The following is a 13285-nucleotide window of genomic DNA, read 5'->3' on the forward strand; positions in this document are numbered from 1 at the left end:
AGTGCAGAGTCAACGAAGAATTAGGCCGGCCGGAAGACCAAGCTGGCCTTGAGCCTGGTCCGGTTGCCGACCATGCCCAGAAAGTTCCCTTCCACCGCAAACTGCTTGCGGGTGACGATCGCCTCGGTGGTCAGCCGCACGCCGCCGTCTTCGAGCGGGGTCACCTCGACTTCCAACGGCAACGGTCCGGTGATGCCCTTGACGGTCAGCTCGGCATCCAGCCGGGCGACATCGCCGCCGGCCGGTTCCCCACCGGTGACCACGACGGTGATGTCGGGGTAATGGTCGGTGTTGAAGAAATTCGATCGACGCAGGTCGTGGTCACGAGTGCCCAATCCGGTGTTGATCGAGGCGGCCTTGATATCGACCCGGCCCGACACCGTCTTGTCACGCTTGATCTCGCCGCTGCCGCTGAATTCGGTGAATGCGCCCCGGACCTTCAGCGCGCCCCACATGGTTCCGTTCTGGAATCGGACACTTGACTGCCCGGGATCCAGATTCCAGGCTCCCACTGCCTTAGGACTGCTGAGAAATGTTGCGACAGATGACATCTCATCTCCTCTGCCTCTGGCGTGGCAAGCCCGCACTACGGGTATTCAGGGGTATCAGCCCGTTTTCGATGATACGCAGCAGCGGCCGTTTAATCTGGCACTCGGCGCATATGCTGAACCCATGACCACCGTGTTCACCAAAATCATCAACCGGGAGCTGCCGGGTCGATTCGTCTACGAGGACGACGACGTCGTCGCCTTCTTGACCATCGAACCGATGACCCAGGGCCACACGCTGGTGGTACCCCGCGCCGAGATCGACGGGTGGCAGAACATTGACAACGCGGCGTTCAACCAGGTGATGGCGGTAGCGCAGAAGATCGGCAAAGCGGTGTGCCGAGCGTTCGACACCGAGCGGGCCGGCATGATCATCGCCGGCCTAGAAGTCCCCCACCTGCACGTCCATGTCTTTCCGACCCGCAGCCTGTCCGACTTCGGTTTCGCCGGCGTGGACCGCAATCCGTCAGCGGAATCGCTCGACGAGGCGCAGGCCAAGATCAAGGCCGCGTTGGTCGAACTGGGCTGAGCTTCAGACGATCTCAGCGGGTAACTCGGCCGCACGAGCCGAGGTGTCGGCAAGACGCGGCAGCGAGACCCGGAACGTGCAGCCCTGTCCCGGCGGAGAGCTGACGGTCACCGAGCCATGGTGCGCCCGCGTCAGCGAGTCGACGATCGACAGCCCTAACCCGGTGCCGCCGCTGGCTCGCGCCCGTGATGAGTCGGTCCGGAAGAACCGCTCGAAGACCCGCTCCACATCCTCCTCGCTCATCCCGGGCCCCTGGTCGACGACCTCGAGGATGGCGTCGTCGCCCTCAGTACCGACCCGCACGGTGATCGCGGTGCCGTCCGGGGTGTGCTGCAGCGCATTGGAGACCAGGTTGCTCAGCACCTGCCGCAGCCGGGCTTCATCGCCGAGCACTTCGGGGGTTCCGGGGCCGTCGAAGACCTCGAGTTCGACGGCGCGATTCGGTGCGATGGCCCGGGCGTCGTGCACAGCGTCGGTGGCCAACACCAACAGGTCGACCCAGTGGCGCTCCAGCGGACGCTGAGCATCGGTTCGGGCCAGCAACAGCAGGTCCTCGACGAGCAGGCCCATCCGGCGGGCTTCGCTTTCGATGCGCGACATCAGCAGTTCCACATCGCGGGCCGCGCCCTGCCGGTACAGCTCGGCGAAGCCGCGAATCGTGGTGAGCGGGGTGCGCAGTTCGTGGCTGGCATCGGTGATGAACCGCCGCATCCGCTCCTCGGAGTTGCGCGCGCTTTCCGCCGAGTCCGCCGAGGAGGCCACCGCCTCCTGGATCTGCGCCAGCATGCCATTGAGCGCCAACGTGAGGCGTCCGACTTCGGTACGCGGATCACGTTCGGGCACACGGCTGTCCAACTGGCCGGCAGCGATTGCGGCCGCGGTCCGTTCGACCTCGGCCAGCGGCCGCAGGCTGCGGTTGACCACCACATAGCCGGCGGCGCCCAGCACCAACAGCACCCCGACGCCGATCGTCACCCGCCACCAGGCCAGGTAGCGCAGCGTGGCCCGGGGATCGGACAGATCCCTGGCCACGGTGATCAGCCTGCCGTTCTCGCCGTGCACCGACAACGCCCGCCACTGCACGCCCGACCCGTCGACGGAGCCGATCGTGATCGGCACCGACCCCACGTCGTTGTCCGGCGGCAGCAACGGCTCGGCGTTCTGGTCATTGACGACGGTCCAGATGCTGCCGTCGGGGTCGACGTCGCGGACATAGAAGCTCGTCGGCGGGCGGCCGGGATTGGGGTCCTCGCCCTCCCTCGACGGCACCCGCCCGCGCTGTTCCAGCGCCCAGCCGTGGGCGGCGTCGATGAGTGTGGCGTCGATCCTGCCGATCAGCCGGTGCCGCAAGATTGTGGTCACGGCATACCCCTGCGCCAGTAGCCCGATGGCCACCATGGCCAGAGTGGCAGCGACCAGGCTCACTTTCAGCGGCAAGATGTCCCGAAGGGGTTTGACCGTCCCCATATGTTTCGACCTATAACCCGTTTCCGGCCTTCACGGGCCACCGTCGTTCGTCGCGGCTCGCATTCATCGTGGCTCGCGCAGCACATAACCGACCCCACGCAGCGTGTGCAACAGGCGCTTTTCGCCGGTGTCGATCTTGCGTCGTAGGTAGGAGACGTAAGACTCCACCACATTGACGTCGCCACCGAAGTCGTAGCGCCAGACGTGGTCGAGGATCTTCGGCTTGCTCAGCACCGTGCCGGCGTTGATCACGAAGTACCGCAGCAGCGTGAACTCGGTGGGCGACAACGAAACCGGCTGGCCGGCCTTCCACACTTCGTGGGTGTCCTCGTCGAGTTCGATGTCGGCGAAGACCAGCCGGGAGTTGCGCGGCTCCTGGGCGCCCTTTCCGGCCCGGCGCAGGATGACCCGCAGCCGCGCCACCACCTCCTCCAGGCTGAAGGGCTTGGTCACGTAGTCGTCGCCGCCGAGGGTCAGCCCGGTGATCTTGTCCTGCAGCGAGTCGCGCGCGGTCAAGAACAGTGCCGGGGCGTCGATGCCGTCGGCGCGCAGCCGGCGCAGCACCCCGAATCCATCCATGCCCGGCATCATCACGTCGAGGATCACCGCGTCCGGACGAATCTCGCGTGCGCGGTCCAGCGCCGCCGGTCCGCTGGAGGCCGTGTAGACCTCGAAACCCTGGAATTTCAGACTGACCGACAGCAGCTCGACAATGTTGGTTTCGTCATCGACGACCAAAACGCGGGCCTCCGGTGCAGCGTCGTGCGCGGCTGTTGCTCCCATAGCGTCAATTCCCTCGCGGTCCGGTGAAAACCACCTGGATATCGGCTGTATGTTTACTGTCAATCAAACTAGCCGATACCCGCTCCCAATGCCCCCTAGACTGGCCTGGTGAGCCTGGTGAGCCTGGTCAAACAGCTTATTGCCGTGTCCACCGCCCCGGCGCGGATCGGTCTGTCGATTGCCGACGCCAGTCTCGGCGTCGCCACGACAGCGCTGGGATTGGCCCGTCAGGCCCTCGGCGATGCCGGCAAGCAGGGCGCGAACAGCTCGATGGCGCACATGCTGGGCCTGGACGACACCATCGCCCGGGCCAACCGGCTGGCCAAGTTGATGGACGACGACGCGCCGCTGGGGCGTGCGCTGGCGCCGGGCGGGCCGGCCGATCGGCTGCTGGCACCCGGCGGCCTGGTCGACCAGCTGACCGGGCCGGGAGGACTGATCGACCGGCTCACCGCCGAGGGCGGCGGGCTGCAGCGAGCCCTGCAACCCGGCGGCCTGGTGGATCAACTGACCGACGAAGACGGGCTGATCGAGCGACTGCTGGCCGAAGACGGCTTGGCGGACCGACTGCTGTCCGAAGGCGGGCTGATCGACAAGCTGACCGCGCGCAACGGGCCCCTGGAGCAACTCGCCGGTGTCGCCGACACCCTGAGCCGGCTGGCCCCCGGCATGGAGGCCCTGGAGCCGGCGATCGAGACCCTGCAGGAGGCGGTGATCGCGCTGACCATGGTGGTCAACCCGCTGAGCAACATCGCCGAACGAATCCCGCTGCTGCCTCGCCGATCCAGCCGGCGTTCGTCGCCCCGGACGGTGCGCTCGCAACGGGTGATCGACCAGGACCCGACCGAATCAGAGAATTGAGCCCGCTGTGGTGATGGCGGCGGCCCGCCACGCCCCGGCGTAGGAATCCGGAACATCAATAGGACCGGCCATCGGCGTACCGCTGCCGCCGGTAATAGCGCCCCCTGCCACGATTCCTCGCCTTGTAAGTCGGCAGCTGACTGTCACAGTTGGGACAAACAAGCCGCAGATTCTCACGACGGTTATTGTTCGCGTCTCCATCGATGTGGTCGATGATCAGCGTCAAGGAAGCGCTGTTCCACGTGCCCTCGATGCCGCAGATCGCACAGCAACCGCCCTGCTGCTCATTCAAGTAGTCCCGGACATAGTTTCCGAGGTATGACGTGCCACCACAGACTCCGGTGTCGAGCCAGGCCTCCAAGAGCAAGCGTCGGCGGTGCGACTGTTGACATGCGTTGCTACAGAACACCCTTAGCCGACGGCCTTCAAAATCGACGCCGCACCCGAGACAGGTCACTGTCATGAGACGGACGCTATCCGTCAGGGCCGACAGAAATGGAGCCGCGTGAGAGACTCGAACTCTCGACATCCGCTTTACAAGAGCGACGCTCTACCAACTGAGCTAACGCGGCCGGGCCGGCTCAATGAGCCATGGCGATTGTACGACGAGGTGATGCCGTCAGATCCGCCCACTCCCGCAGGCTCGAGCGCGCGGAGGCGCGAGCGGCGCTGCCGGCTGCCGTCGAGTCGGCAGCACCTCGCGGGAAGTGGTACAGCAAACTCGGGACCCCTCACGCGGTGAGCGCCCGATATTTCATTTGACGTTTACTGCGCTTTTTCTTACCTAAACGGGTATAGGCTCTCAGGCTGCAGGCAGTTCATTCGACTTGGGGGAAGAAGAACCATGCAGCTGACGCTCAACCCGTTTATCACCGGCACCGTCGCAATCACCAGCGCGGCCCTCGTCGCCGTCGCACCCGCAGCGCCACAACTGGAGATCCTCCAGAACCGGTCGGTCGAACTCACCGCGGTCGCCTCGTCGGCCGCCGCCACCAACTTGGGATTCATCGTCATCGACGACGGCACCGTCGGGCTGTTCCCCCTCGGCCCGATGGCCGACATGCTCGGCCTGGGGAACGTCACGCTGGCGCAGATCGTCAATTTCTTGGGCATGGGCGATGACCAGCTGAGCGAGTTGCTCCCCGGCCTGGTCAACGGCCTTGGTCTCGGCCACACCACGGTAGGAACGCTGGTCAATGGTCTCGGACTGTCCGACATCGGGCTGGCCGGTCTGCTCAACGGCCTGGTCGACGGGCTCGGCTTGGACAGCGTCACCCTCGGCGCTCTGGTCGACGGCCTGGGCTTGGGCGGCCAGAACGTCGGCGCCCTGGCCCTGGGTCTGGTCGACGGTTTGGGTCTGGGCGGTGTCACCCTGGACCAGTTGGTGACCGGCCTGGGCTTCGGTGACATGGAGCTGAAAGACCTGGCACCGATCCTCACCTCCTTGGGCTCCGCCGTGCCGGGCCTGAACAACGTCACGTTCGGTGACGTGGTGAGCGGGCTGGGCATGAGCAACGTTCAGCTGAGCACGATCCTCACCGACCTCGGCGGAAACGCCATCTTCCTCAACACCTTGCTGGGGTGGGTCGGGGTGATCCCGGGCCTCAACAACATCACCACTCTGGGCGGTCTCCTGGATCTCGCCGGCCTAACCAATGCCGCAGTCTTCCCCGGCGTGGTGAATCTGCTGACCGACCCCGCCGCTGGTGTCGGCGGCATCAGCCTCAGCAGCGCACTCGATGTCCTGGGCCTGGACGGTGTCACCCTGGATCAGCTGCTGCCCACGCTCCCGCTGAACATGTCCGTCGCCGGCCTGCTGGGCGGACTGGGCCTGGATGACACCACCCTCGGCGACTTGCTCGGTTCCGGGCTGATCCCGTCGGCTGCCACGGTGGGCGGCCTGGTCGATTCGCTGGGCCTGTCGAGTACCACCCTCGACGCCCTGATCGCCGGGCTCAACGGCTCAGGACTGAGCCTGCTCAACGACAGCCTGAACGACCTGCTCACCAACGTCGGCGTCGACGATGCCACCATCGACGACCTGCTCACCGGGCTCGGCCTCTACGACCACGCCCTGTTCAGCTTCAGCTTCTAAAGGCAGTCCCCGGGCCGGCAAAGGCAGGCCCGGGGCTGGGCAAACCGCGTCAGTCGCGGGTCAGGTACTCCAGCACCACGCGGGTGAAGGCGTCCTTGGCCTCGATCATGGTCCAGTGCCCGCAGTTGGGGAACACGTGCGTCTCGGCGTCGGGGATGGTCCGCATCGGGATCAGCGCCATGTCCAGCGGACTGACCCGGTCGTCGCGGCCCCAGGTGACCAGCGTCGGCGTCTTGAGCCGGTGCATCATCGCCCACGGCAGCGGTCCCTTGGACGCCTGCATCATCTTCACCATGTTGGTGAAGGCTTCCTTGCCGTACATCCGCCGTGCGCTGGCCAGGGTGTCGGGGTCGGTGGCCAGTGCCCACCGCTCCTCGATCAGCTCTTCGGTGATCACCGAGGGGTCGTAGACCATCGAGTGCAGCCAACGCACCAGCGCGTCACGGCTGGGGTTGTCGACGAAGTCCTGCAGCAACCGGATTCCCTCGGCCGGTCCCGGGCTGAGCAGGTTGGTGCCGATGCCGCCGATGGTCACCAGCTTGCGCACCTTGTCGGGGTTGCCGATCGCGTAGCCGATGCCAACGCCGCCACCCATCGAGTTGCCCACGATGCTGAACTGGTCCAGACCCAGCGCTTCAACGAAGGCCGGCACCGCGCCGAACGCAGTCACCATGGGATGCCCGCCGAAGTCGTCGCTGATCCCGAACCCGGGGAACTCCAGCACCAGGCAACGGAAGTGCTCGGCGAACGCCGGCAGCACGCCGCGGTAGTTGCGCCATCCGGTCACGCCCGGCCCGGAGCCGTGCAGCAGCAGCAGCGTCGGCCCGTCGCCGGCTTCGTGGTAGCGCAGCACCCCTTGCTCGGTGGTGACCTCGCGCAGGGTGTCGTCGTGGCTCAGCTCGGCCGGCATGTGTTCTCCTCAAAGATCCCGAAAGTCTTTAGACACGCTAATGCCGGACGATGCCCGTCGCGGTGTCGGGGTCGGGATCTTGCCCGCGCTTGCTCCGCCGTCGACGGCCAGTTCGGCTCCGGTCACATACGCCGAGGCATCCGAGGCCAAGAAGGCGACCACGTCGGCGACTTCGGAGGGCAGCCCGATGCGGGTCAGCGGTGCTGCCGGGTGTCGCCCCAACCCGGGCCGGACGCCCAGGTGCGCGACCATCGGGGTGTCGATCATGCCGGGGTGGACCGAGTTGACGCGAATCCCATAGGGCCCCAATTCGATTGCCGCGACCTTCGTCATGCCGCGCAGCCCCCACTTCGATGCCCCGTAGGCGCTGTAGCCGGCCAGACCCTGCAATCCGGCTTGCGATGACACATTGATCACCGACCCGCCGCCGCTGGCCTGCATCGGCTCCACCACCGCCTTGACGCCCAGAAACGCCCCGATGAGGTTGACTCGCAGCATCGCATTGAAACCCGCGGCGGACTGTTCGACGAGCGGAATCGACTGGCAGATCGCGGCATTGTTGACCAGCACATCGAGGCGCCCGAACTCGCTGACCGCAGTCTGGACCACGGTCTTCCACCCGGCCTCGTCGCCGACGTCGTGGCGCACGAACCGGGCCCCGAGTTCGGCGGCGAGGCGCTCCCCGTCGTCGGCCTGCACATCGGTGAGCACCACCTGAGCGCCGAGCTCGGTGAACAGCCGGGCCTCAGCGGCGCCCTGCCCGCGTGCGGCCCCGGTGATGATGGCGACCTTGCCGGTCAGGTCAATTCCGGCCATCAGTCGCGGTCCTGATCGATACCGGTCAACATCAGTTCGGAAACCCGCCGGGGGAACTCGGCGAACTTGGCCATCGCCACGATGTTGCGCGGCATGATGACATGCCGGCGGTTGCGCTCGACCGCCCCCGCAATGGCCTCCGAAACCGCCACCGGGTCAAGGGATTCGCGGGGAATCATCCGCCACCGAATGGATCGCTCAATGGTGCGCCGGGCCGGCCCGAACGCCCGGATGTGGTCGATCATGTCCGTCTTGACCTCGCCGATCTGCACCAGCGTGGTGCCAACCGGCTTTCCCCGCAACTCCCCGCGAATGCCGGCGGTGAAGTGACTCAGCCCGGCCTTCGACGACCCGTAGAGCGTCAGGCCGGGCCCCTGCGAGATGGCGCCCATCGACGACACGTTGACGACATGGCCGCGACCGCGCGCCACCATGCCCGGTATCACCTGGCGGCACAGTTCCATCGGCGCTGCCAGGTTGATCTGCAGCAGGTTGCGTACCTGCGCAGGGGTCGCCTCGTGAAACCGGCCGACATGGTCGACGCCGGCGTTGTTGATCAGCACGTCCACCGGCCCATCGGCTTCCACCCGGTCGACCAGTGCCTCCACCGCCGCCGGGTCGGACAGGTCGGTCGGGTAAGCCTTGCCGTCGAGCTCCTTGGCCAGGATCTCCAGCGCCGCACCATCGCGCGCCACCAGCGCGACGTCGGCGCCGCGCTCGGCAACCACCTGGGCGATGCTCCTGCCCAGACCACGGCTGGCGCCGGTGATCAAGACCCGAGCGTTCCTCAGCTGCATGGTGATCCTTCCGGTAGGGCCGCACGGAGCACCGCGCAGACGTCGTCGCTGGCTTGGGCCGCGAAGGGCAGATGGTCTGCCAGATTGAAGAAGCCGTGGAAGCCCTGCGCGTAGCGCGTGACGCTGGCCGCCACGCCGGCGTCCTGAAGCCGCTGGGCGTACTCCTCGCCCTCGGCGCACAGCGGGTCCAGCGCGCCGGTGACGACGTGGGCCGGCGGTAGGCCGGTGAAGTCACCGAGGATCGGCGAAGCCAGTACAGCGGTCCGGTCGCCGTCGCGACCCAGGTACTGCTCGGTGAACCACTGCATGTGCGCCGCGGTGAGGGTCCCGTTGGGGGCGGGCCGGGCACCGGACGCCGACGCCTGCTTGCGTCGCTGATCGACGACGGGATAGATGAGCAACTGGAATGCGATCGCGGGCCCGCCATGGTCGCGGGCGAGCATGGCCACCACCGCGGCCAGGTTGCCGCCGGCACTGTCACCGGCGACTACGAACCGCGCCGGATCGCCGCCGAGTTCGGCCAGATGGGCCGCCACCCACTGGGTGGCCGCCCAGGCGTCATCGATCGCGGCGGGGAACGGCGCTTCGGGAGCCAGCCGGTACTCGACCGACACCACGATCGCTCCGGCACCGTTGGCGAGCCGGCGACAGCAGGAGTCGTGCGAGTCGAGGTCGCACAGTACGAAGCCGCCGCCGTGGAAATAGACCAGCACCGGCAGCTTCTCCCCGGGTGTGCCCGGCACGAGGGGGAAGTAGATGCGCACCTGCATCGGGCCGGCGGGGCCGGGAATGTGGCGCTCATCGACCCAGCCCACCGGGACGGGTCTAGCCGGTCGCCGGCTCGCTTTCAGGCTGGCCCGCACCTGGACCGCGTCGCCGTCACCGGCCGCGATGGATGCGAAGGCCGCGCTCATCCGGTCGGCCAGCTCGGTCTGCATCGAGGCGATATCGCTCACGCAGCGCAACGTAGAACGCGCCGCACTCCGGCGAATCCCGATGTCTCAATGGCCGAGACAACGTGTCGGGCCGGGCACACCGCAGGCATACAAGTGAACCGGACCACATCACGGCGAGAGCGAGTGGAGCGACAATGCGGCGTCTGACCGGCGAGGACAACAGCTTTCTGGCGTGGGAGAACGCCGCCCAACCGCAGCACACCATCAAGGTGATGGTGCTCGACCCGAGCCGCGGTCAACGGCCACTCACCTTCGAGGCGGTCAAGGCGATGGTCCCGGGCCTGGTAGACCGGATCGAGCCGCTGCAGTGGCAGTTACTGATGCCCCGGTTGCGACTCGGTCGGCCCTGGTGGGTGGTCCGTCCGCACATCGACGTCGAGCACCACGTCCGGCGGGTCACCCTCACCGCGCCCGGGGGCGATCACGAACTGGCGCTGGCGATCAACGTGATCTTCCACGACCGCCTCGACCGCAGCCGCCCGGCCTGGCAGCTGTTCTACGTCGACGGCTTGACCGACGGCAGGATCGCGCTGATCTGGAAGATTCACCACGCGGTCGCCGACGGCACGGCCTCGCTGCGCATCCTGGAAGCACTGTGCGGCACCGAGACCGGCCCCTCGACCCTGCCGCAGAACGAGCGCCGGCCGGCGCCGTGGCACTGGCTTCCGATGGTGGCGCGCCATCAACTCGCTGCGGCGCTCGGCCTGCCCCGGGTCGTGGCCCGCACCGCCGCGGTGAGCCGGGTCATTCTGCGGCGCCGCCGCGACGGCAAGCCGGGCTATGCCGCCGCGTTCGCCGCGCCCGGCGCCCGCTTCAACGCGCCACTGACCGCGGAGCGCCACTTCGCCTTCCGCGGCTGCGACATGACGGTCGTCAAGGAAGTCGCTCGGGCTTACGGAGTGACGGTCAACGACGTGTTCCTGGCCGTCTGCAGCGGCGCGTTGCGCGCCTACCTCGACCGAAACGGCGAACTGACCGAGGAAGCACTCACCGCGGTGGTGCCGGTGTCGATGCGCCCTCCCGAGGGCGACCCCTGGGGAAACAAGGTGGCCCGGTGGAACGTCGCGCTGGCCACCGACATCGCCGATCCGCTCGAGCGGCTGACCACGATCGCCGCGGCGACTCGAATCGCCCGCGAGGTTCAGGCCGAACGCGACCTGTGGCTGCAGCACGACTGGATGGAGTACTGGCCGCTGTTCTGGTTCTACTCGCGCGCCCTGCCGCTAATCGGTGAGCGGACCACACACCGACCGACGTTCAGCCTGATCGCATCGAATATGCGAGGGCCGCAACAGCTTTACTTTAGCGGAGCGCCGGTTGAGCGGTTGATCTCGTCAGGTCCGCTGGTGTTCCCGATGGGGTTGAACTTCACCGGGTGGAGCTACGAAGGCCAGCTGACGATCGGGGTGCTCAGCTGTGGGGCGCACGTGCCCGACCCCTGGCAGATCGCCGACGGCCTGCCTGCGGCACTGGCCGAGCTGGCGAGCGCAGCCTCAGCGGTCGAGGTCGTCGAGCAGTCGCAGTGCCAGCCGGCATCCGGTGTGGACATCACGCCACAGGCGGGCGACCGGGTCTAGGGCGTCCAGCGCGTGGCCGCGGCTGCTGCCCAGAACGCGGTCGGCGGCGTCGCGGGCCCGCACGGCGGCCTGACGCTGAGCCCGCGCCGCGGTCGGCGGCTCCTGCGTCAGCGACGCGACGACCTGCAGCGTGGCGGCGTCGATATCGGCGGCGGCCCGGGCCGCATGCCGGGTCGACACCGCCAGATCGGCCGTCTCCGCGCTGCCGTAGGAGGCGGCCAGCTTCTCCTGGACCTGGGCGACGTGCGCCCGCCACAGTCCGTCGGCGGCACCGGCCACCGCGGCGGCCGCCGCTGCGCCGGTGATGACGGCGGCACTGTCATTGCGCGCCGGAAAGACCCGCTCGTCGGCGACGGGCAAGGCCGTCACCGTCAGCTCGGCGAGCCCGGCCTCGGGCAGCCCACCAGGTTCGGTGGGCGCTACCGCCGCGACATCGGCGCGCGGCACCAGTACCAGACGGTCGTCATCTGCTGTCAACAGCAACCAGTCCGCGAGATCGGCGCCGGCGACATCGCACCACTGACCGGTCAGCCGGCCTCGCTCCAACCGGCCGCCCGGGCCTCGGCCGATCGCGACCCGCGCTCCGTTGTCACCACCCCAGATGTCGGTACCGGCGTGATCGGGCAGGGCGCCGGCCCAGTAGGCCGCCGCGTTGGCCATCGCGCAACGCCAGCCCGCGGACCCGTCCTGTGCGGCTGCGGCCGCCACGGCAGCGATGAATTCCCCGACCGGCATGGATTGGCCGCCGAATCGCTTGGGCTGCAACATCTTCCAGGCTCCCATGGAATTCTCCTCGCGGACGTGCGGCCGGCCCCACAATGAATGCTATCCACGACACGAAGGGCGGTGCGCATGGTCGAGGGCGTGTTGGCGGCGGTTCGCCCGTTGTTGCCGGCGATAGCCGCGGCCGCCGAAACGGTCGACCGGGACGGGGCGGTGGCATCCGATACCGTCGCGAGCCTGCGCGATGCGGGTGTGTTCGCGCTGCTGCAGCCCGACGGCTTCGGCGGTCGACAGACCGATCCGGACAACTATCTGGGGACAGTCGCCGAGATCTCGGCGGCCTGCACCTCCACCGGGTGGCTGGCCGCGGCGCTGGCGGTCAACTCCTGGCATCTGGCCCTGTTCGATGGTGCGGCCCAGCGCGATGTCTGGGGCGGCGATCCGGGGGCGCTGATCTGTTCGGCGTACGCCCCCACCGGCCGATTGGAGCGTGCGGGCGACGGTTTTCGGCTGACGGGGCGGTGGAGCCGCTGCGCAGGAGTGGAGCACGCGTCCTGGCTGATCGCCGGGGCGCTGGTCGTCGGGACAGACGGCGCCGCCGAAGACTTCACGGTGGCGTTGGTGCCCCGCGAGCACTACACCGTCGAACCCACCTGGAACAGCCTGGGGCTGCGCGGGATCGGCGCACACGACGTGGTGGTGTCCGGTGCACCCGTACCGGCCCAGCACTGCTTCGGCTGGGTCAGCGACGCACAGCGATCCACACTCGCACCGCTGTATCGGCTCCCCCAGCCCACGCTGTACACCCACGCCGGGACCGCACCGCTGCTCGGCGCCGCCGCCGGGGTGCTCGACGCGCACCGCGATCAGATGACGAACCCGCTGGGCGTATTGGCCATGGCGGCTGCGGGACTGGAGGTGTCCACGCTGCAGATCCAGCGCAACCTCGCCGAGCTCGCCGACTGTGCCCGGTCGGGCACCACCCCCGATGCCCAGCTGATGCTGCGGGCCCGCCGCGATCAGGTGCTGGCGTTCGAGCGGGCGATGCAGGCGGTCGAGCGCTGCGTCGAGCAGGCCGGCGCCGCTGCGGACGCCCGGCTGGACCGGGTCTGGCGCGACATGCAGACCGCGCGGTTGCACGCCGCCAACGACGTGGAGCGGGTGTTGACGGCGGTGGGACAGTTCGCCTTTGGGCTGCCCGTCGACGACCTCATCCTGTGAGG

At 67.9% G+C, this 13285-nt stretch carries 15 protein-coding genes and 1 tRNA gene; 5 read left to right on the plus strand and 11 right to left on the minus strand.

Annotation, left to right across the window (positions count from 1 at the left end; genetic code table 11):
- Nucleotides 1-20: 20 nt before the first annotated feature.
- Nucleotides 21-551 (minus strand): YceI family protein, encoded by a 531-nt coding sequence (locus tag RCP37_RS18795; protein WP_308484490.1) that lies wholly within the window; start codon nt 549-551, stop codon nt 21-23.
- Nucleotides 552-672: 121 nt separating this feature from the next.
- Here RCP37_RS18795 and RCP37_RS18800 point away from each other — a divergent pair, with 121 nt between their 5' ends.
- Nucleotides 673-1077: an HIT family protein gene (locus tag RCP37_RS18800; protein ID WP_308484491.1), complete on the plus strand. Its 405-nt coding sequence runs from the start codon at nt 673-675 to the stop codon at nt 1075-1077.
- 3 nt (nt 1078-1080) lie between these two features.
- On the opposite strand, the gene RCP37_RS18805 is transcribed toward RCP37_RS18800, so the two are convergent.
- Nucleotides 1081-2544 carry a sensor histidine kinase gene (locus RCP37_RS18805; protein ID WP_308484492.1) on the minus strand — a complete coding sequence of 488 codons (1464 nt, stop codon included), beginning with the start codon at nt 2542-2544 and terminating at the stop codon, nt 1081-1083.
- 63 nt (nt 2545-2607) lie between these two features.
- Complete coding sequence (locus RCP37_RS18810) at nt 2608-3327, minus strand: response regulator transcription factor (protein WP_308484493.1); 720 nt, start codon at nt 3325-3327, stop codon at nt 2608-2610.
- A gap of 117 nt (nt 3328-3444) precedes the next feature.
- Here RCP37_RS18810 and RCP37_RS18815 point away from each other — a divergent pair, with 117 nt between their 5' ends.
- Nucleotides 3445-4188 carry a hypothetical protein gene (locus RCP37_RS18815; protein ID WP_308487150.1) on the plus strand — a complete coding sequence of 248 codons (744 nt, stop codon included), beginning with the start codon at nt 3445-3447 and terminating at the stop codon, nt 4186-4188.
- Here the strand turns inward: RCP37_RS18815 and RCP37_RS18820 are convergent.
- The 3 genes from RCP37_RS18820 to RCP37_RS18830 all read right to left on the minus strand — a co-directional run bounded on the left by RCP37_RS18820 (nt 4177) and on the right by RCP37_RS18830 (nt 4760).
- A complete protein-coding gene (locus RCP37_RS18820) occupies nt 4177-4299 on the minus strand; it encodes a hypothetical protein (RefSeq protein ID WP_308487238.1) in 123 nt (40 codons plus the stop codon). The two genes, RCP37_RS18815 and RCP37_RS18820, sit on opposite strands and share 12 nt — an antisense overlap.
- Nucleotides 4244-4651, minus strand: coding sequence for an HNH endonuclease (locus RCP37_RS18825; RefSeq protein WP_308484494.1), 408 nt, complete (start codon nt 4649-4651; stop codon nt 4244-4246). Before RCP37_RS18825 ends, RCP37_RS18820 begins: the two co-directional genes overlap by 56 nt.
- Nucleotides 4652-4684: 33 nt before the next feature.
- Nucleotides 4685-4760, minus strand: a tRNA-Thr gene (locus RCP37_RS18830).
- 272 nt (nt 4761-5032) lie between these two features.
- On the opposite strand from RCP37_RS18830, the gene RCP37_RS18835 reads away from it, so the two are divergent.
- Nucleotides 5033-6283, plus strand: a complete 1251-nt coding sequence (locus tag RCP37_RS18835; protein ID WP_308484495.1) for a hypothetical protein — start codon at nt 5033-5035, stop codon at nt 6281-6283.
- A 49-nt stretch (nt 6284-6332) separates the two neighbouring features.
- Here the strand turns inward: RCP37_RS18835 and RCP37_RS18840 are convergent, their stop codons facing one another.
- Genes RCP37_RS18840 through RCP37_RS18855 form a run of 4 tightly spaced genes read right to left on the minus strand, consistent with a single transcriptional unit; the run spans nt 6333 to nt 9762 of the window.
- Nucleotides 6333-7193: an alpha/beta fold hydrolase gene (locus RCP37_RS18840; RefSeq protein ID WP_308484496.1), complete on the minus strand. Its 861-nt coding sequence runs from the start codon at nt 7191-7193 to the stop codon at nt 6333-6335.
- Between the two features lie 9 nt (nt 7194-7202).
- Nucleotides 7203-8009 (minus strand): glucose 1-dehydrogenase, encoded by an 807-nt coding sequence (locus RCP37_RS18845; RefSeq protein ID WP_308484497.1) that lies wholly within the window; start codon nt 8007-8009, stop codon nt 7203-7205.
- Nucleotides 8009-8806: an SDR family NAD(P)-dependent oxidoreductase gene (locus tag RCP37_RS18850; protein ID WP_308484498.1), complete on the minus strand. Its 798-nt coding sequence runs from the start codon at nt 8804-8806 to the stop codon at nt 8009-8011. Before RCP37_RS18850 ends, RCP37_RS18845 begins: the two co-directional genes overlap by 1 nt.
- Nucleotides 8797-9762 (minus strand): alpha/beta hydrolase, encoded by a 966-nt coding sequence (locus RCP37_RS18855; protein WP_308484499.1) that lies wholly within the window; start codon nt 9760-9762, stop codon nt 8797-8799. The genes RCP37_RS18850 and RCP37_RS18855 overlap by 10 nt, the downstream gene beginning before the upstream one ends.
- A 134-nt stretch (nt 9763-9896) precedes the next feature.
- Between RCP37_RS18855 and RCP37_RS18860 the strand changes: the two genes are divergently transcribed.
- Entirely contained in the window at nt 9897-11339 is a 1443-nt protein-coding gene (locus RCP37_RS18860; RefSeq protein ID WP_308484500.1) for a wax ester/triacylglycerol synthase family O-acyltransferase, read from the plus strand.
- Here RCP37_RS18860 and RCP37_RS18865 read toward each other — a convergent pair.
- Nucleotides 11256-12122: an acyl-CoA dehydrogenase family protein gene (locus RCP37_RS18865; RefSeq protein ID WP_308484501.1), complete on the minus strand. Its 867-nt coding sequence runs from the start codon at nt 12120-12122 to the stop codon at nt 11256-11258. The two genes, RCP37_RS18860 and RCP37_RS18865, sit on opposite strands and share 84 nt — an antisense overlap.
- Before the next feature lie 69 nt (nt 12123-12191).
- Between RCP37_RS18865 and RCP37_RS18870 the strand changes: the two genes are divergently transcribed.
- Nucleotides 12192-13283 (plus strand): acyl-CoA dehydrogenase family protein, encoded by a 1092-nt coding sequence (locus tag RCP37_RS18870; RefSeq protein ID WP_308484503.1) that lies wholly within the window; start codon nt 12192-12194, stop codon nt 13281-13283.
- Nucleotides 13284-13285 lie beyond the last annotated feature (2 nt).

It is taken from the genome of Mycolicibacter sp. MU0102 (assembly GCF_963378105.1).
GTDB lineage: Bacteria > Actinomycetota > Actinomycetes > Mycobacteriales > Mycobacteriaceae > Mycobacterium > Mycobacterium holstebronense.